The sequence below is a fragment of the Caenibius tardaugens NBRC 16725 genome (assembly GCF_003860345.1).
GTDB lineage: Bacteria > Pseudomonadota > Alphaproteobacteria > Sphingomonadales > Sphingomonadaceae > Caenibius > Caenibius tardaugens.
Genome location: NZ_CP034179.1, coordinates 1881595 through 1896442 on the forward strand (window position 1 = coordinate 1881595; position 14848 = coordinate 1896442).

Below are 14848 nucleotides of genomic sequence, written 5' to 3' on the forward strand. Positions count from 1 at the left end.
TCCATAGCAAATCCATCAGGCCGGTCTGGGCCGATCAGGCTGTCTGAATGTAGGTACGCATTGCCTCTGCATCGGATTCGGCCGCTTCGACCCGCACCTTCACCAGATCGCCGATCGAAATCAGGCCGATCATCTTGCCATTATGGATCACGGGCAGGTGACGAATGCGCCGCCGCGTCATCAAGCCTAGCGCTTCCATCACGTCCGTGTCGCGAGACACGGTGATAGGGGGGGAGGTCATGACTTCGCCAACGGTGAGTTGCAGTGCGGCCGCGCCGACTTTCGCCACGCAGTAGAGCAGGTCGCGTTCGGAAAAGATGCCGACCACGTCATCGCCATCCATGACCGGAAGTGCGCCAATCCGCCGTTCTGCCAGAAGTTGCGCCGCTTCCGCGACACCCTGGGAGCGGCTGCAGGTATGGACCGATCCGTCACGCAGTTCGAGAATCCGGGCGATATTCACCAAGCACTCTCCTTTTTTCGTTCTTGTCCGCCGATCATGCCATGAAGTGAAAGGATTATCCAGAAATCAGCCAGTCCAAGGGACAAAATGCGCCAATCAACCCGCAATGCCCGTTTGCTTTGGACGATAATGCGGTGCACAGGGGCGGACATGATACCCCGGTCCCCGCTCGACGATCCTGAAAAGGCTGCCTTCGCCTGGGCGCGCTATCGCCGTCTGATGCGCTTCATGATGGGCATTACGCTGGCAGTGGTGATCCTGTCCATGGCGTTGCTTTACAAGCATAACGGGTTTGTCTCGGTACACTTTTACATCGCCACAGCGCTAGGCATCGGCTTTGCCATGCTGCTTATGTCCGCGCTGATGGGGCTGGTATTTCTCTCCAGCGGCACCGGACATGACGAATCGATTCTCGATCCACTGGACGACGAACAGCAACCGGATGGCCCCGCCGACAAGGCCTGAAGCGCGTGGGCCTAAAGCGCGCGAGCCTGAAAAGCTTCGGCCTGAACCGTCAATCCGCAGGGTAGAGGCGGAAATCCTCGACCGGCTGACCGCCGATCAGATGCTCCTGAATGATCCGTTCGAGCACGTCTTCCGTGCAGCTGTGGTACCAGACCCCATCGGGCCAAACCACGGCGACCGGCCCGGCAGCGCAAATCTTCAGGCAATCGGCCTTGGTTCGCGCAACGCCGCCATCACGATCCAGACGCAGCTCTTTCAGCCGTTTCTTGAGATATTTCCACGCAGGGGCACCCACCGCAGGCGAACAGCATTCCCCCTTTTGTGGTTCGGCACAGAGGAAGATGTGTCGCTGGATGGCATTGCCGCCATTGGTGGCGAGCGCCTTGCGCGCCTTTTCAAGTTGATGATGGGAAACGGTCATGGCTGCAACATATAGGGTTCCAGCGCCGCTCGAAAAGCCTCTGGAATAGCGGTGGGGCGATCCTTCACCACCCAGACGATGACTGTGGTGACCAGAGCGACGGGGCGCCCTTGCTGCAGCGCCAGTTGCACCATGGTGAAACTGGAGTTCCCGATGTGTGAAAACGCGGCTTTCACGTCCATTGGATCGGGATAGTAGGATTGGCCGAGAAATTCTGTCGCCAGACTGGCTGTCATGATCTGCCAATCGTACAGCGTTCCGCCGTCCGGTTTGCAATCCAGGATGAAGCGTAGCCTGGCGTCTTCCAGAATCCGGATCAGCCCGACATTGTTGATATGGCGGTTGGGATCCAGATCCCCATAGCGCGTCGGAATGCTGCACGTGTGCACATAGCGTGCAGGGTCAAGCAGCGCGGCATCCGGTTTCGGCACGGGAGAAGCGCCCCGCTCAGCCCTTCTTGCCGGCGATTCGCGCGATTTCTGCCGCGACGAGATTCTCGACCATGCCGGGCAGGTTCTTATCGAGCCAATCGGCGAGCATCGGGCGCAGCATTTCGCGCACCAGACCTTCCAGCGAGGTTTCACCGGAACGCACGATCTGCGGGGGCACGCCGGGCTCTGCCAGCATCGCGAGGGCTGCAAGTGATTCGCGCATCGAGCTACGGGCTTCTGCGTTCACGAGCGATTCGCCATCGTCCGCAACGTGTTCGAGCAGGAGTTCGGCATCCCCGCCAAGTTCGAGGATAGCATTATCATCGATCGTGGCGGATTCTTCGGAACCCGTTGGAATACCGGTATTTTCGCGCTGACGGCGCTGTTGGGCGGCAGCGTCGCGATTGTCGCGTGCGATCACTTTCTTGATCGATTCAAGAATTTCCTCGACCGAAGGTTCGTTCTCTTGCCGCATGCTTTTTAACCCAGCCCCTTAGTTTGAAGCGGAAATTTCGCCGTCTTGGGCCGGCGTGTCAACGGTGCGGGTGGATTGGGCGACCGGATCGGGATCGAAACTCCAGTCGAATATCTTGCCTTTCACCCTGCGATAATTGTCCTGCGGGTCGTAAAGCGGACCCCCGGTATCGATGCCGAGATCGCGCGCTTCGGCCTTGCCCATGGCGGCAAGCAGTGTGAACCCGGCGACATAGGCATTGCGTTGCGCCGTGACCAGTTGCACCCGGGCGCGCTGCAGTTCCTGCTGCGCATCGAGAATATCGAGAATGGTGCGATTACCGACGGTGTTTTCCGCCTGCACGCCTTCGAGGCTCAGTTCGGCTGCCGCGATCCCGCTTTTGCTGGATTCAATGATGGCGTTGGCGGCTTGCCAACTGGAGTATGCGGCGCGAACTTGTGCGATCACACCGCGTTCGATTTCGATCTGTTGTTCCAGCGCCGCGGCGGAACCAGCCTGTGCCTGTCGTTCCAGCGCGGCGGGCCGCCCACCCTGATAAAGGGGAATCGTTGCCCGCACCCCGGCCGTGGCCGATGTGGTCCGATCCTTGCCGGTGCCCGACAGGGTGTCCAGTGGGCCACTGCCCAGCGTGTCGACAACGTTGCCGCTGGTGAACAGTTCGATTTTGGGCAGACGCGTGGCGCCGGCCACTTCGATATCGTAGTCCGAAGCCTTGGCGCGTTCCTGTGCCGCGATCAGGTCGGGATTGGATTGCAGGGCAATCGTGACGGCTTCGTCCACCTGTTCGGGCAGGCCGGGCAAGGGCGGCGGCGGTGCGAGGTGCCCGGGTTCGTGACCGACCAGGCGAATGTACCGTTCGCGCGATTCCACCAGATTCGCCTGCGCCGTGCGCAGATCACCGCGCGCCAGCTGCAAACGGGATGTGGATTGCGCGACATCGGTGCGCGTCAGATCGCCTATCTCGAAACGATCGCTGGTGGCCTGCAGGTTCACGGACAGAACATTGACCAGATGTGCGTTGAGGCCGACGACCGCCTCGTTCAGGATCACATCCATATAGGCGGCGGTAACCTGACTGAAAATCGCGGATTCCGTTGCCCGAAGGTCGGCCTGACCTGCTTTGACGCGGGTTTTCGCCGCACGCACAGAATTGCGCACCGCCCCGCCCGAATAGACCGGAACCGTCAGCGAGAGCCCGCCGCTGAGCTGCCTGTCGGGGTAGAGATTGCCCGGGTCGCTGTAGGTGTCATCGAGGATTTCGGTGTAGCTGGCGTCGCCATGAACGGCGGGAAGGCCCGCCGCGCGTTCGATGACGACGTTCTCGTCCACGCCGCGCTGGCTGGCCCGGGCACCTTGCAGGGTCGGGTTGGTGTTGTAGGCGCTGGCCAGGGCTTCACGCAGCGTGTCCGCATACGCGGGCATGGCAGAGGCAGCCAGCAGCGCCACGGCCAAGGCGATTCGCGATCCCCCCAAACGCATGTTCAGAAGCTCCAGCCCTTCGGCCGGGCGAATTCCGGCAGAACGGGAATACCCATTTCGATGATCGTCAGCAGCGCGACTTCCCCGGCGGCCTTGCGCCCCACAGTCAGGCGGGTGACGCCCCGATCGACGATACCGGTCACCAGACGCCCGTTATCGGCCAGGCGCCCGGAGAGGTTGTCGGGCAGTTCCTCGATCGCGCCATCGATCAGCAGCAGGGTGTAATCGCCATTGCCTGCCGTGCCTCGCGTGGCTTCGGTCGCATCGATTACATCGACGGATCCGGCGATCGTGCGCACAAGCGCGGGAAGATAGCCGCTTCCGCCATCGACGATCAGGACCTTGTCCTCTGCTTTCGGCGCAGCTTCGGTCAGCGTCTGGCCGTAGAACAGCGGCGCGGCAAGGAACTGTCCGTTGCCCAGCGAAACGGCCCGGTCGATATAGGCCAGTGCCTGTGCGCTTTCGGGCACGTGATGTTCACGCCCGACCTTGTTGATCGCGGTGAGGACGTATTCCTCGTTCACACCGCTGACCCGGAGCTGGCAATCGATCATGGCGCGTCGCGCAGCAGCGAAGCCGTCGACCGGGCGATCTTGTACCGTCGTCATTACTGAACCCTTTTCCGCCGCTTGCCGGATGCGGGCAAGCCGTCAATCTTTCCCGTCGCTTTAGGGGAGAGGTCACCGCTCGCCAAGGGCTTTGACGGGGGGGTATGCGCGCGACTATGGGGGCAGCGAATTTAGCCATTTTGCGCGCGGGATTGGACACCATGTCCTATGCCACGCGTGATATCGAAGTTTCGACAAAGACGGGCCGCGATTCCTGCAGGTGGGATTCCGGTCCAGCAAGGAGCCCCCAGCCCATGGCCGATATGGTGACTATCCGTGAAGATGACGTGATCGAAAGCGTCGCCGATGCACTGCAATATATCTCATACTTTCACCCGATGGATTACATTCGCGCGCTGGGCGATGCCTATCAGGCGGAACAGGGTCCGGCGGCCAAGGATGCCATTGCGCAGATCCTGACCAACAGCCGCATGTGCGCCGAAGGGCATCGACCGATCTGTCAGGACACGGGCATCGTCAACGTCTTCGTCAAATGGGGACAGGATTGCCGACTCGATTCGCGGCTCAGCCTGCAGGATGTGGTCGATGAAGGCGTGCGTCGCGCCTATAATCACCCCGAAAACAAGCTGCGGGCCTCGGTGCTGGCCGATCCCGCCTTCACGCGCCGGAACACCAAGGACAACACCCCCTGTGTGCTGGCGGTGGAAATGGTTCCCGGCAACAAGGTGTCGATCGATGTTGCCGCCAAGGGCGGTGGCAGCGAGAACAAATCGAAGTTCAAAATGATGAATCCGTCGGACAATATCGTCGACTGGGTTCTGGAAATGCTGCCGCAGATGGGCGCTGGCTGGTGCCCGCCGGGCATGTTGGGCATCGGTATTGGCGGCACGGCCGAACATTGCGTGCGGTTGGCCAAGGAAAGCCTGATGGAGCCGATCGACATGGCCCAGCTCAAGCAGCGGGGTCCGCAGAACGATATCGAGGCGCTGCGCATCGAGATTTTCGACAAGGTCAACGCGCTGGGTATCGGTGCGCAGGGTCTGGGCGGGCTGTCCACGATTCTCGACGTGAAGATCAAGGATTGGCCCTGCCATGCCGCAGGCAAGCCGGTTGCGATGATTCCCAACTGCGCGGCAACCCGCCATGCGCACTTCACGCTGGACGGTTCGGGGCCGAGCTTCCTGGAACGGCCCAAGCTGGATGAATGGCCCGAAGTGCACTGGGCGCCGGATTCGGCGGCCAAGCGCGTCAATCTCGACACATTGACGCCGGAAGAGGTCAAGAGCTGGAAAGCGGGTGATCGCCTCCTGCTCAATGGCAAGATGCTGACCGGGCGTGATGCCGCGCACAAGCGTATTCAGGATATGCTGGCCAAGGGTGAGGAGCTGCCCGTCGATTTCAGGGGCCGGGTGATCTACTACGTCGGTCCGGTCGATCCGGTGGGCAATGAAGTTGTCGGTCCCGCTGGCCCGACCACAGCCACCCGCATGGACAAGTTCATGGACATGATGCTGGAACAGGGCCTTCTGGCCTGCGTCGGCAAGGCCGAACGCGGCCCGGCGGCCACGGAATCCATCGCGAAGCATCAGTCGGCCTATCTCATGGCTGTGGGTGGCGCGGCCTATCTGGTGGCGCGCGCGATCAAGGCTTCGAAAGTCGTTGGCTTTGAAGATCTTGGCATGGAAGCGATTTACGAATTCACCGTCGAAGATATGCCGGTCACCGTGGCGGTCGATGGCGAAGGTCAGAACGTCCACAAGCTTGCCCCGCAAGTGTGGCAGAAGAAGATCGCCGAAGAACACTTGCTGCCCGTCGGCTGACGATTTTATCCTGCCGCAATTTCCGTTGGCAGGTGCGATGAAATGGCGCAGGATCGCCCTGTAATGGCGATCCTGTTCATCTTCCTTTTGGGTATTGGCAATTTTGCCATGCACAAGGCCGTGCTGGAAAGTCGGCACCCGCTGCTCGGGCAGATGCCGTGGTACGTGCACATGCTGGGCGGGCGCGTCAGCATGGCCAGCGAATTCCTTATCCTGCTTGCTGCCATGCTTCTGGTGGCGAACAGCCATTCTACGTGGTGGGGCGTGGGCTATCTCCTGTACAGCGCGATCAACGGGCTGGCGGCATGGCTGATCATCACACGCCGGGTGTGATCGTTTGGGCAGCGGGAACCTTGGGCAGGGTTTTGCGCTTTCTTTTCCATGACATCCCATCACACGACATGGCTGGTTCTCAATACGGCCAGCGGCAGCCACGATGACGAACGGCAGGCCGAACTGCTGCATGGTCTCGAACAGGCGGGGCACGCTCCGGCGCGGATTGTCGATTGTTCGCAGGACGATTTGCCGGGCGTGGAGGAGCTGGACGGTGCCGGTGTCGCGCTGCTGGTGGTTCACGGCGGCGACGGCACGATCAATTCGGCGATAGACAAGGTACAGGGATGGCGCGGCAAGGTTCTGCCCCTTCCGGGTGGCACGGCCAACCTGCTGTGCCGGGATCTGTTCGACGAAACGGAGATCGGGGATATCCTTGGCCATCTTGGCGGGGGTCGACTTTCCACGGTGCGGCGGACTTGTGTGCGCGGCGATGGGTGGATCGCGCTGGCCGAAGTGCTGGCCGGGCCGGGCGCCGCCTGGGCAGATGTCCGCGAGGATATGCGTGACGGCAATATTGCCGATGTCGTGAAAGGCACGATTGATGCTGCCAGCGCAAGCACGACGGGCCCTATGGTCGTTCTGGAAAACCCCGCAGTCGGGCGGGAAGAAGGCTATTCCGGGTTGCGCATGGTGCCCGAGGCGGCCGGTATGGTTGTCGATGGCTATGGCGCGGCCGAACTGGGTGACTATCTGAAACAGGCCGTGGCGATCATCGGGCGTGATTTTCGCAATGGTCCGCATGATGAACTGGGATTGCACCCCACAGTTGTCTGCCGGATGACCGAGGAGGCCCCGATTGCCCTGATGGTCGACGGCGAAAGGCGCGATGGCGGGCTGCGCGAGCAGTTTTCCCTTGCGGAGCTGGCTGTCGATCTGTTTTGCCTGAAGGATGGCTGATCCGCTTACCCTGTTCCATGTCAGCGACGTGCATTTCGGCGTCGAAGACCATCTTGCCCACGACTGGTTCGCACAGGCTGTTGCCCAGGAACGGCCCGATGCGGTTGTCTGCACGGGCGATGTGACCCAGCGGGCGACGCGGCGGCAATTTGCTGCTGCGGCGGAATGGTTCACCGGGATGGGTGTGCCGCTCACGATCGAGCCGGGCAATCATGACATGCCCTATTACAATCTTTTTGAACGGTTCAGCACGCCTTTCAAACGGTTTGAGAAGCTCAGGAGCGCGGTGCATGCCGAACTGAAATTTGCCGATCTTGTGATCATTCCCTTGCGCACCACAGTGCGGGCGCAGACCCGGTTTCCCTGGTCGGACGGCGTGGTAACCGAAAAGGCGCTGGGGCGCACGCTGGCAGAGCTTGAGCGGCTGCGTGATGATGGGAAATACAAGATCATCGCATGTCATCATCCCCTGATGGCCGGACCACCGGGATCGCACAATCCCACGATCGGTGGAGATCGTGCCTTTGCCGCGCTGGCACGGGCCGGGGCCAAGGCTATCCTTTCCGGCCATGTGCATGATGCGTTTGATTTGAGCTATGAAGCGGCCGGTAATCCGCTGCGCATGATCGGTGCGGGTACCCTGTCCACCCGTCTGCGGGCCAGTCGCCCGTCTTTCAACGTGCTGCGCTATGATCCGGCGGGCGGGTTGCAGGTCGAGAACCGCACCTTGCACCTGGCCCCTGATGGGGGGTGAGAGGTCGGCGGGTGACGTCGGGTCACCCGACCCTCCCCTGTGAAGCAACAAAAAAGGCGGCTCCTTGCAGAGCCGCCCCTTTGTTTGGGCAAGTCCTGAAACGCGATTAGCGCTTCGAGAACTGGAAGCTGCGGCGTGCCTTGGCGCGACCGTACTTCTTACGTTCAACCACGCGGCTGTCGCGGGTCAGGAAGCCGGCGGCCTTGACCGTGGAGCGCAGGACCGGTTCGTACTTCGAAAGCGCCTGGCTGATGCCGTGCTTCACCGCGCCAGCCTGACCGGAAAGGCCACCGCCCTTGACGGTTGCAACGACATCGTACTGACCGGTGCGGTCGGTGATGTCGAACGGCTGGTTGATGATCAGACGCAGCGTCGGACGTGCGAAGTACACTTCCTGATCGCGGCCGTTGATCGTGATCTTGCCGGTGCCGGGCTTGACCCACACGCGGGCCACGGCGTCCTTGCGGCGTCCGGTGGCGTATGCGCGGCCCTGTGCGTCCAGTTCCTGTTCGCGCAGCGGTGCGGGAGGCGCAGCAGGAGCAACAGCGACGGGCGCTTCTTCACCAGCAGGAGCGGCAGGAGCAGCGCTTGCGATGTCCTTCAGATCGGCGAGGTCGGAGATGGTGTTGTTGTCGGCCATTATGCAGTAGCCTTGTTCTTGCGGTTCAACGAAGCGACGTCGAGCGGCTGGGGCTGGGTGCCACCATGCGGATGCTCGGTGCCGGCATAAAGGTGCAGGGCTTTCATCTGCACGCGGCCCAGCGGGCCACGCGGGATCATGCGCTCAACTGCCTTTTCCAGGACACGCTCGGGGAAACGGCCTTCCAGAACCTTGGCGGCCGTGATCGCCTTGATGCCACCGATGTAACCGGTGTGCTTGTAATAGGTCTTGTTCTTGAGCTTGTTGCCCGTCAGCCGCACCTTGTCGGCATTGATGACGACGACATGATCGCCGCAATCGACGTGCGGGGTGAAGCTCGGCTTGTGCTTGCCGCGCAGGATATTGGCGATGATCACCGCGAGGCGGCCAACCACCAGACCGTCAGCATCGATAAGATGCCAGTTCTTTTCCACTTCGGCCGGTTTGATCGACCGTGTGGTCTTGCTGAGCGCCTTCATGGGCTGTCAAATCCTCATATTGAAAACGTGGCCGGTACGCGCGGATTCGCCGAACGCACCTGCGAAGGGGCGCCAATGTTCAAGAATGGCTCCGAAGTCAAGCGATTCTGCGCGTTCTCAGGGAGGTAAAATAATACCTTTCACGGAAAATTGCGGTGCCGGTCAGGTCTCTCCGGACGGGATCAAGGCGCCCAGCCATGCCAGTGTGGCGGGCGCGGCAGCATCGCAGTGCCAGCCGGAAATCGCGGGTGTGTCATAGGGGTGAATCTCTGCCAGCCGCGCAACGGCGGCATCGAGGAGAACCGCGTTGGTCTTGAACAGAACGCCGCATTCGTGCCCTTCCCCGCGCTCCCCCTGCCAGACGTAGAGTGATCGCATGGCGGGGAGGATATTGGCACAGGCAATCAGCCCTTCATCGAGCAACGTGGCAGCGGCCGCTTCGGCCGAAGCCTGATCGGCAAAGGGCGACCAGATCAGTGCCGCCCCGTTCATGCCCGCCTCGTCATGTCCGGCTGCCGACCACGTGGCAGGCCCAGGCCGTGGCTGCTACCAGCAAGGCGCCAACCAATTGGTGCAGGACGGCCACCCACAGCGCGACGCCGGTCATCACCGTGGCAATGCCCAGCAGGATTTGCGTACCGAACATGCTGTGGACGGCAATCGACGCCGGGCGGCTTCCTGCGGCGCGGGCCTTGCGTGCGAGAACCACCAGCAGTGCGACAACCACCCAGGCCCACCAGCGGTGAATGAAATGGATCAGAAACGGATCATACAGCACCGCGTGCAGAACACCTTGCGACCAGTCGACCCCTTCCGGGAAGAAATGGCCCTGCATCAGTGGCCAGTCGTTCGCGACATAGCCCGCGCGTTCGCCGGCAACGAAGGCACCGAACAGCAGTTGCAACAGTAGCGCGATCAGCGTTGCCGTGGTGAAGCGGGTCAGCCGCGATGGTTGCGCAGCCCTGGCCAGCGCGCGCATGTCCAGTGCGGTCCACACCAGCCCTGCCAGTGTTACCAGCGCCACCAGCAAGTGCGCGGCAAGGCGGAAGTGGCTCACGCGGTCGGCCGAATCCGCGTTGAGGCCGGAGGTGACCATCCACCAGCCGACGACACCCTGCAATCCGCCCAGCGCAAGCAGGCCAAGCAGCCGCAATTTGAAACCGTCGGGAATCTGGCGCTTGACCCAGAACCACGCAAGCGGGAGCGCGAAGGCGACGCCGATGATCCGCGCCAGCAGCCGGTGCACCCATTCCCAGAAATAGATGAACTTGTAGTCGGCCAGCGTCATCCCCGCCGGGCCGTTGACCTCGATATATTGGGGAATCTGCTTGTAGGCTGCAAATTCCGCCTGCCATTGCGCCTCGGTCAACGGCGGGAGCGCCCCGGTTACCGGTTTCCATTCGGTGATCGACAGGCCTGATTCGGTCAGTCGGGTAATCCCGCCGACAGCGACGATCGCCACGACCAGAAACGCGACCACGAACAACCAGTGCGACAAACGCAGGGGATTGGGTGCCGACCCCGAGTGTGCCGTCGCTGTTAGCCCGCGCTGCATGCTATTCCCTTTTTCTGCCCCGCCAATCATGCGGGGCTTGTGCGCAGGCAATGATCAAAGCGCAAGAGGGCAGGATGTCCCAGCCCGATAGGCGGTGAACCACCATGTCCTGCTGCATTTTCAAGCCATCCCGCGCGGTTTTGTCGTTGCATGATGTTACAACATATCATAGTGGACCGTTATGCGCGCAGCCCTGCTTTCGATTCGTGACCGTCTGGATCGCGTCGGTATTACGCTTTCCGGTCTGTGCCTGATCCATTGCCTTGCCGGATTGCTGCTGGTGACGGTGCTGGGCGTGGGTGGCGATTGGTTGCTGGCCCCTGAAATTCACCGGATCGGATTGGCGCTGGCGATTGCCGTGGGCGTGTTCACGATCGGACTGGGTGTTTTCCGCCATGGGCGGATGGGTCCGATGGTTATGGGCACATTCGGTCTCGCGCTGATGACGACGGGTCTGTTTGTCGAACATGGCGCGCAGGAAGCGATATTTACGGTGAGCGGCGTGGTCCTGCTCGCCGTCGCGCACATCCTCAACTTGCGTCATACGCATTGAACGCTATCTGGGCGGCATGACCACCGCCCTTTCCCTCACCGTGAACGGCGAACCGCGCCGTGCAGAGCCAGGCAGCATTGCCGATCTTGTGCGCCAGCTCGATCTCGATCCGGCCAAGGTCGCGGTGGAACGCAACGGGGATATCGTCCCCCGGTCGACTCTGGCAGCCGTGATGCTGGCGGATGGCGATGTTCTCGAAATCGTGCACTTTGTAGGAGGCGGCAGCGGCGTGACCCAAGATGACAGCTGGACAGTAGCAGGCCGGACATTTCGTTCGCGCCTGATCGTCGGCACCGGCAAGTACAAGGATTTTGCGGAAAACGCTGCCGCAGTAGAAGCAAGCGGTGCGGAAATCGTGACCGTCGCGGTGCGCCGGGTCAACCTGTCGGACCCCAAGGCGCCGATGCTGACCGATTTCATCGACCCCAAGAAGATCACCTACCTGCCCAATACTGCCGGTTGCTATACCGCCGATGAGGCGATCCGCACGCTTCGCCTCGCGCGGGAGGCCGGGGGCTGGGATCTGGTCAAGCTCGAGGTGCTGGGCGAAGCGCGTACGCTTTACCCCGACATGCGCGAAACGCTCAAGGCGACCGAAGTCCTCGCGAAAGAAGGCTTCCTGCCAATGGTCTATTGTGTCGACGATCCAATCGCGGCCAAGCAGCTGGAAGAAGCGGGCGCGGTGGCTATTATGCCGCTGGGCGCGCCGATCGGGTCCGGGCTGGGTATCCAGAACAAGGTGACCGTGCGGCTGATCGTGGAAGGCACCAGTCTTCCGGTTCTTGTCGATGCCGGAGTCGGTACCGCCAGCGATGCTGCCATCGCCATGGAACTCGGTTGCACGGGTGTGCTGATGAACACGGCCATCGCCGAAGCGAAAGATCCGCTGCGTATGGCTCGCGCCATGAAACTGGCGGTCGAGGCTGGGCGGGATTCGTACCTCGCCGGACGAATGGCCACGCGCAAATATGCCGATCCTTCCAGCCCGCTGGCGGGCCTCATCTGACATAGGCCTCATCCCGCCGATATCCCGCCGATATTTGCCAGCGTTTACCGAATGCTAACCCTGTTTGTGTGACACAGGTGCCTGACGCCGCATGCGCGGCGCATGGGAACCGGATGATGCGCGATACGGGAACGGCAACGCTGGCCATTGCGGAACTGCGGGAATTCGCAGGCTTCAGTGCGGCAGAGCAACGGTACATCAGGTGCAGTCTCGACGTCGGGTTGCGGCGGACCGATGCCCTCGCCTTGTGGGGGCGCAGCGCGGCAGAACGGGCGTCTATTCGCACCCAGTATGCGGCCTATCGCGATCTCGATCACTTGTGCGATGCCATGCCCGACGAATTCCGATTGGAAGGCGTTGGCCCCTTTATGGGCGGGCTTATCCAGTTGAGCCTGTACGATCTGGCGCAGGGGCGCCTCTCCAGCTTTTCCGCCTATCGTTTCCTTTACGAGCGTCTGTTGGGCGCCCGCGTGCGGCCGTGGTTGCCTGCGGCCTTTTGCGCAGCGGCTGCCCTGCCCCAGATCCTGCCGGAGCGGCGGAAAGCCTTGCTGCGTTCACTGAGCGAATCCGCAGCCACAGCACCGGGTTGGTCGGAGCATGCGCCGCGTTTCTTTCCTGACTATGTCGAACAGGAAGTCGCCTGATCGCGCCGCCTGTCCGTAACCCCGGCGCCATGAACAGGCGACCGGATCAGGCCTTGTAAAGCGCGTCCAGCCGCGAGCCATAGCGTTCGCGGATCTTGTGGCGGCGGATTTTCATGCTGGGCGTCAGTTCTTCGTTGGCAATCGTGAAGGCTTCGTCAGCGAAGACGAACTGCCGGACTTTCTCGATCACGGAAAGATCCTGGTTCACCCGGTCCACGGCCTCGCGCATTGCGGTGCGGAATGCGGGCAGGCGTTGCAGGCTGGGCAGATCGAAGCGTTCGTCATTGGCCTGCGCCCATTCCACCGCCCATTCCGCGTCCGGAACGATCAGCCCGACCAGGTAGGGGCGGCGATCGCCGGCAACCATGACCTGCATGATTTCGGGTTGGAGAGTCAGCATGCCCTCGATCTTCTGGGGGGCGATGTTGTCCCCCTTGTCATTCACGATCATGTCCTTCTTGCGATCGGTAATGACAATGCGCCCTGCCTTGTCGATATGGCCGATGTCACCGGTATGCAGCCACGGGCCCTTGTCCGGTTCCGCGGGGTCCACGATCAGCACGGCCGCAGTCTGCGCTGGGTTCTGCCAATAGCCATGCATGACCAGTTCGCCGCGGCAAAGGATTTCGCCATCGTCCGCTATGCGTACCTCGACATCGGGTAAAGGCGGCCCGACTGTATCCATTTTCAGCCCGGCGGCAGGGCGGTTGCAACTGATCACCGGCCCGGCTTCCGTCTGGCCATACCCTTGCAGCAGAGTCAGTCCCATGGCGGAAAAGAACGTGCCGACATCGGGATTGAGCGGTGCGCCGCCGGAAACCATCGCCTTGATCCGGCCGCCGAAACGTTCGCGGATTTTGGGGCGCAGCGTGCGTTCAAGAATGAAGTCCATCGGCCGGTCGATCAACCGCTTGCGCGTGCCGATCGCCAGTGCGCGGTCCATCAGATAATTGGCAAGGCGCCCTTCCTTTTCTATCTGCTTGATGATCCGGCTGCGCAGCACCTCGAACAGTCGGGGCACCACGACCATGATGGTCGGACGCACTTCGGCGATATTGCTGGCGAGCTTTTCGAGTCCTTCCGAATAGTAGATCTGCGCACCGACCCCGATGGGCAGGAACTGCCCGCCGGTGTGTTCGTAAGCGTGCGACAGCGGGAGGAACGACAGGAACACTTCTTCGTCGAGCCCGAAATCTTCCATGAGAACCGCGCTCGCCCCGGCGACATTGGCCAGGATCGCACCGTGATGTTGCATCACGCCGCGCGGCGCACCCCCGGTACCGCTGGTGTAGATGATGCAGGCGGTATCTCCGCGTCCGATCCCGGCAATCCGGCTGTCCACCGCTGCCCTCGCTGCCCCGGCATCGCCTTGCGTCATGGTATCCCAGCTATGGCGCGCAAACGGACTGGCCTGCGCATGGCGCAGCGTATCCATGCTGATCAGGTGTTCCGCCAGGCCCGAACGCATCATTGCGGGAACCAGTTGATCGGCCAGTTTAGCCGTGGAAATGATCGCCGCGCGCGCACCGGAATTGTCGAGAATGTGCAGATGATCGCGTTCGGTATTGGTGGTGTAGGTCGGCACGGTCACACAGCCTGCCGCCATGATCGCGAGATCGGCAATGCACCATTCCGGACGGTTCTCGGACACCAGAACCACGCGATCGCCCCGTTTGAGGCCAAGTTTGCACAGATTGTCCGCCAGCAGGCAAACCTGCCGTGCGGCTTCGCTCCAACTCAGGGGATGCCATGCACCCTGGCGTTTGGCCCAGAGAAACGGCCGATCCCCATTCCTGTCCGCCTGCTTGAGAAACAGGCTGACAAGATTGTTCGCCGTCTTGAACTCTGAAAGCTGCACGCC

19 protein-coding genes are annotated in these 14848 nt (G+C 61.7%); 8 read left to right on the forward strand and 11 right to left on the reverse strand.

Annotated features, from left to right (window positions below; all coding sequences use genetic code 11):
• Positions 1-34: 34 nt before the first annotated feature.
• Positions 35-463, reverse strand: coding sequence for a CBS domain-containing protein (locus tag EGO55_RS08630; RefSeq protein WP_021689826.1), 429 nt, complete (start codon positions 461-463; stop codon positions 35-37).
• A gap of 150 nt (positions 464-613) precedes the next feature.
• Here EGO55_RS08630 and EGO55_RS08635 point away from each other — a divergent pair, with 150 nt between their 5' ends.
• Positions 614-928 carry a hypothetical protein gene (locus tag EGO55_RS08635; protein WP_021689825.1) on the forward strand — a complete coding sequence of 105 codons (315 nt, stop codon included), beginning with the start codon at positions 614-616 and terminating at the stop codon, positions 926-928.
• A gap of 49 nt (positions 929-977) precedes the next feature.
• Here the strand turns inward: EGO55_RS08635 and EGO55_RS08640 are convergent, their stop codons facing one another.
• Genes EGO55_RS08640 through EGO55_RS08660 form a run of 5 tightly spaced genes read right to left on the reverse strand, consistent with a single transcriptional unit; the run spans position 978 to position 4342 of the window.
• Positions 978-1349 carry a (2Fe-2S) ferredoxin domain-containing protein gene (locus tag EGO55_RS08640; RefSeq protein WP_021689824.1) on the reverse strand — a complete coding sequence of 124 codons (372 nt, stop codon included), beginning with the start codon at positions 1347-1349 and terminating at the stop codon, positions 978-980.
• Positions 1346-1780, reverse strand: a complete 435-nt coding sequence (locus EGO55_RS08645; RefSeq protein WP_021689823.1) for an acyl-CoA thioesterase — start codon at positions 1778-1780, stop codon at positions 1346-1348. Before EGO55_RS08645 ends, EGO55_RS08640 begins: the two co-directional genes overlap by 4 nt.
• Before the next feature lie 16 nt (positions 1781-1796).
• Positions 1797-2255: a DUF2497 domain-containing protein gene (locus tag EGO55_RS21515; RefSeq protein ID WP_021689822.1), complete on the reverse strand. Its 459-nt coding sequence runs from the start codon at positions 2253-2255 to the stop codon at positions 1797-1799.
• Positions 2256-2273: 18 nt separating this feature from the next.
• Positions 2274-3734 (reverse strand): TolC family outer membrane protein, encoded by a 1461-nt coding sequence (locus EGO55_RS08655; protein ID WP_021689821.1) that lies wholly within the window; start codon positions 3732-3734, stop codon positions 2274-2276.
• 2 nt (positions 3735-3736) lie between these two features.
• On the reverse strand, positions 3737-4342 hold the full coding sequence (locus EGO55_RS08660; protein ID WP_021689820.1) for a protein-L-isoaspartate O-methyltransferase family protein: 606 nt from the start codon (positions 4340-4342) through the stop codon (positions 3737-3739).
• A gap of 254 nt (positions 4343-4596) precedes the next feature.
• On the opposite strand from EGO55_RS08660, the gene EGO55_RS08665 reads away from it, so the two are divergent.
• The 4 genes from EGO55_RS08665 (at position 4597) to EGO55_RS08680 (ending at position 8110) form a co-directional block, all read left to right on the forward strand.
• Positions 4597-6123, forward strand: a complete 1527-nt coding sequence (locus EGO55_RS08665) for a fumarate hydratase (protein WP_021689819.1) — start codon at positions 4597-4599, stop codon at positions 6121-6123.
• A gap of 63 nt (positions 6124-6186) precedes the next feature.
• Complete coding sequence (locus tag EGO55_RS08670) at positions 6187-6456, forward strand: hypothetical protein (RefSeq protein ID WP_021689818.1); 270 nt, start codon at positions 6187-6189, stop codon at positions 6454-6456.
• A 48-nt stretch (positions 6457-6504) separates the two neighbouring features.
• A complete protein-coding gene (locus EGO55_RS08675) occupies positions 6505-7356 on the forward strand; it encodes a diacylglycerol kinase family protein (protein WP_021689817.1) in 852 nt (283 codons plus the stop codon).
• Positions 7349-8110 (forward strand): metallophosphoesterase family protein, encoded by a 762-nt coding sequence (locus tag EGO55_RS08680; protein ID WP_021689816.1) that lies wholly within the window; start codon positions 7349-7351, stop codon positions 8108-8110. The genes EGO55_RS08675 and EGO55_RS08680 overlap by 8 nt, the downstream gene beginning before the upstream one ends.
• 106 nt (positions 8111-8216) lie before the next feature.
• Here the strand turns inward: EGO55_RS08680 and rpsI are convergent, their stop codons facing one another.
• From rpsI to EGO55_RS08700, 4 genes are all read right to left on the reverse strand, one after another.
• The gene (rpsI, locus tag EGO55_RS08685) at positions 8217-8750 is read right to left on the reverse strand and encodes a 30S ribosomal protein S9 (RefSeq protein ID WP_021689815.1); all 534 of its coding nucleotides are present in this window, start codon (positions 8748-8750) and stop codon (positions 8217-8219) included.
• Positions 8750-9229, reverse strand: coding sequence for a 50S ribosomal protein L13 (gene rplM, locus EGO55_RS08690; protein WP_021689814.1), 480 nt, complete (start codon positions 9227-9229; stop codon positions 8750-8752). Before rplM ends, rpsI begins: the two co-directional genes overlap by 1 nt.
• A 162-nt stretch (positions 9230-9391) precedes the next feature.
• Entirely contained in the window at positions 9392-9721 is a 330-nt protein-coding gene (gene cutA / locus EGO55_RS08695) for a divalent-cation tolerance protein CutA (RefSeq protein WP_021689813.1), read from the reverse strand.
• A 10-nt stretch (positions 9722-9731) separates the two neighbouring features.
• Positions 9732-10784 carry a COX15/CtaA family protein gene (locus EGO55_RS08700; protein ID WP_021689812.1) on the reverse strand — a complete coding sequence of 351 codons (1053 nt, stop codon included), beginning with the start codon at positions 10782-10784 and terminating at the stop codon, positions 9732-9734.
• A gap of 181 nt (positions 10785-10965) precedes the next feature.
• Between EGO55_RS08700 and EGO55_RS08705 the strand changes: the two genes are divergently transcribed.
• The 3 genes from EGO55_RS08705 to EGO55_RS08715 all read left to right on the forward strand — a co-directional run bounded on the left by EGO55_RS08705 (position 10966) and on the right by EGO55_RS08715 (position 12987).
• Complete coding sequence (locus tag EGO55_RS08705; protein WP_021689811.1) at positions 10966-11337, forward strand: MerC domain-containing protein; 372 nt, start codon at positions 10966-10968, stop codon at positions 11335-11337.
• A 16-nt stretch (positions 11338-11353) separates the two neighbouring features.
• The gene (gene thiS, locus EGO55_RS08710; protein ID WP_021689810.1) at positions 11354-12343 is read left to right on the forward strand and encodes a sulfur carrier protein ThiS; all 990 of its coding nucleotides are present in this window, start codon (positions 11354-11356) and stop codon (positions 12341-12343) included.
• A gap of 116 nt (positions 12344-12459) precedes the next feature.
• Positions 12460-12987 carry a hypothetical protein gene (locus EGO55_RS08715; protein WP_021689809.1) on the forward strand — a complete coding sequence of 176 codons (528 nt, stop codon included), beginning with the start codon at positions 12460-12462 and terminating at the stop codon, positions 12985-12987.
• A gap of 46 nt (positions 12988-13033) precedes the next feature.
• On the opposite strand, the gene EGO55_RS08720 is transcribed toward EGO55_RS08715, so the two are convergent.
• Positions 13034-14845 carry an AMP-dependent synthetase/ligase gene (locus EGO55_RS08720; protein ID WP_021689808.1) on the reverse strand — a complete coding sequence of 604 codons (1812 nt, stop codon included), beginning with the start codon at positions 14843-14845 and terminating at the stop codon, positions 13034-13036.
• Positions 14846-14848: the final 3 nt, after the last annotated feature.

What these genes read in the sequence shown, in the direction of transcription:
- EGO55_RS08700 (WP_021689812.1), bottom strand. Translation starts at nt 10,784, where the DNA reads ATGCAGCGCGGGCTAACAGCGACGGCACACTCGGGGTCGGCACCCAAT.
- EGO55_RS08680 (WP_021689816.1), top strand. Translation starts at nt 7,349, where the DNA reads ATGGCTGATCCGCTTACCCTGTTCCATGTCAGCGACGTGCATTTCGGC.
- EGO55_RS21515 (WP_021689822.1), bottom strand. Translation starts at nt 2,255, where the DNA reads ATGCGGCAAGAGAACGAACCTTCGGTCGAGGAAATTCTTGAATCGATC.
- EGO55_RS08715 (WP_021689809.1), top strand. Translation starts at nt 12,460, where the DNA reads ATGCGCGATACGGGAACGGCAACGCTGGCCATTGCGGAACTGCGGGAA.
- thiS (WP_021689810.1), top strand. Translation starts at nt 11,354, where the DNA reads ATGACCACCGCCCTTTCCCTCACCGTGAACGGCGAACCGCGCCGTGCA.
- EGO55_RS08660 (WP_021689820.1), bottom strand. Translation starts at nt 4,342, where the DNA reads ATGACGACGGTACAAGATCGCCCGGTCGACGGCTTCGCTGCTGCGCGA.
- EGO55_RS08705 (WP_021689811.1), top strand. Translation starts at nt 10,966, where the DNA reads ATGCGCGCAGCCCTGCTTTCGATTCGTGACCGTCTGGATCGCGTCGGT.
- rpsI (WP_021689815.1), bottom strand. Translation starts at nt 8,750, where the DNA reads ATGGCCGACAACAACACCATCTCCGACCTCGCCGATCTGAAGGACATC.
- EGO55_RS08670 (WP_021689818.1), top strand. Translation starts at nt 6,187, where the DNA reads ATGGCGATCCTGTTCATCTTCCTTTTGGGTATTGGCAATTTTGCCATG.
- EGO55_RS08665 (WP_021689819.1), top strand. Translation starts at nt 4,597, where the DNA reads ATGGCCGATATGGTGACTATCCGTGAAGATGACGTGATCGAAAGCGTC.
- cutA (WP_021689813.1), bottom strand. Translation starts at nt 9,721, where the DNA reads ATGAACGGGGCGGCACTGATCTGGTCGCCCTTTGCCGATCAGGCTTCG.
- rplM (WP_021689814.1), bottom strand. Translation starts at nt 9,229, where the DNA reads ATGAAGGCGCTCAGCAAGACCACACGGTCGATCAAACCGGCCGAAGTG.
- EGO55_RS08655 (WP_021689821.1), bottom strand. Translation starts at nt 3,734, where the DNA reads ATGCGTTTGGGGGGATCGCGAATCGCCTTGGCCGTGGCGCTGCTGGCT.
- EGO55_RS08675 (WP_021689817.1), top strand. Translation starts at nt 6,505, where the DNA reads ATGACATCCCATCACACGACATGGCTGGTTCTCAATACGGCCAGCGGC.
- EGO55_RS08635 (WP_021689825.1), top strand. Translation starts at nt 614, where the DNA reads ATGATACCCCGGTCCCCGCTCGACGATCCTGAAAAGGCTGCCTTCGCC.
- EGO55_RS08640 (WP_021689824.1), bottom strand. Translation starts at nt 1,349, where the DNA reads ATGACCGTTTCCCATCATCAACTTGAAAAGGCGCGCAAGGCGCTCGCC.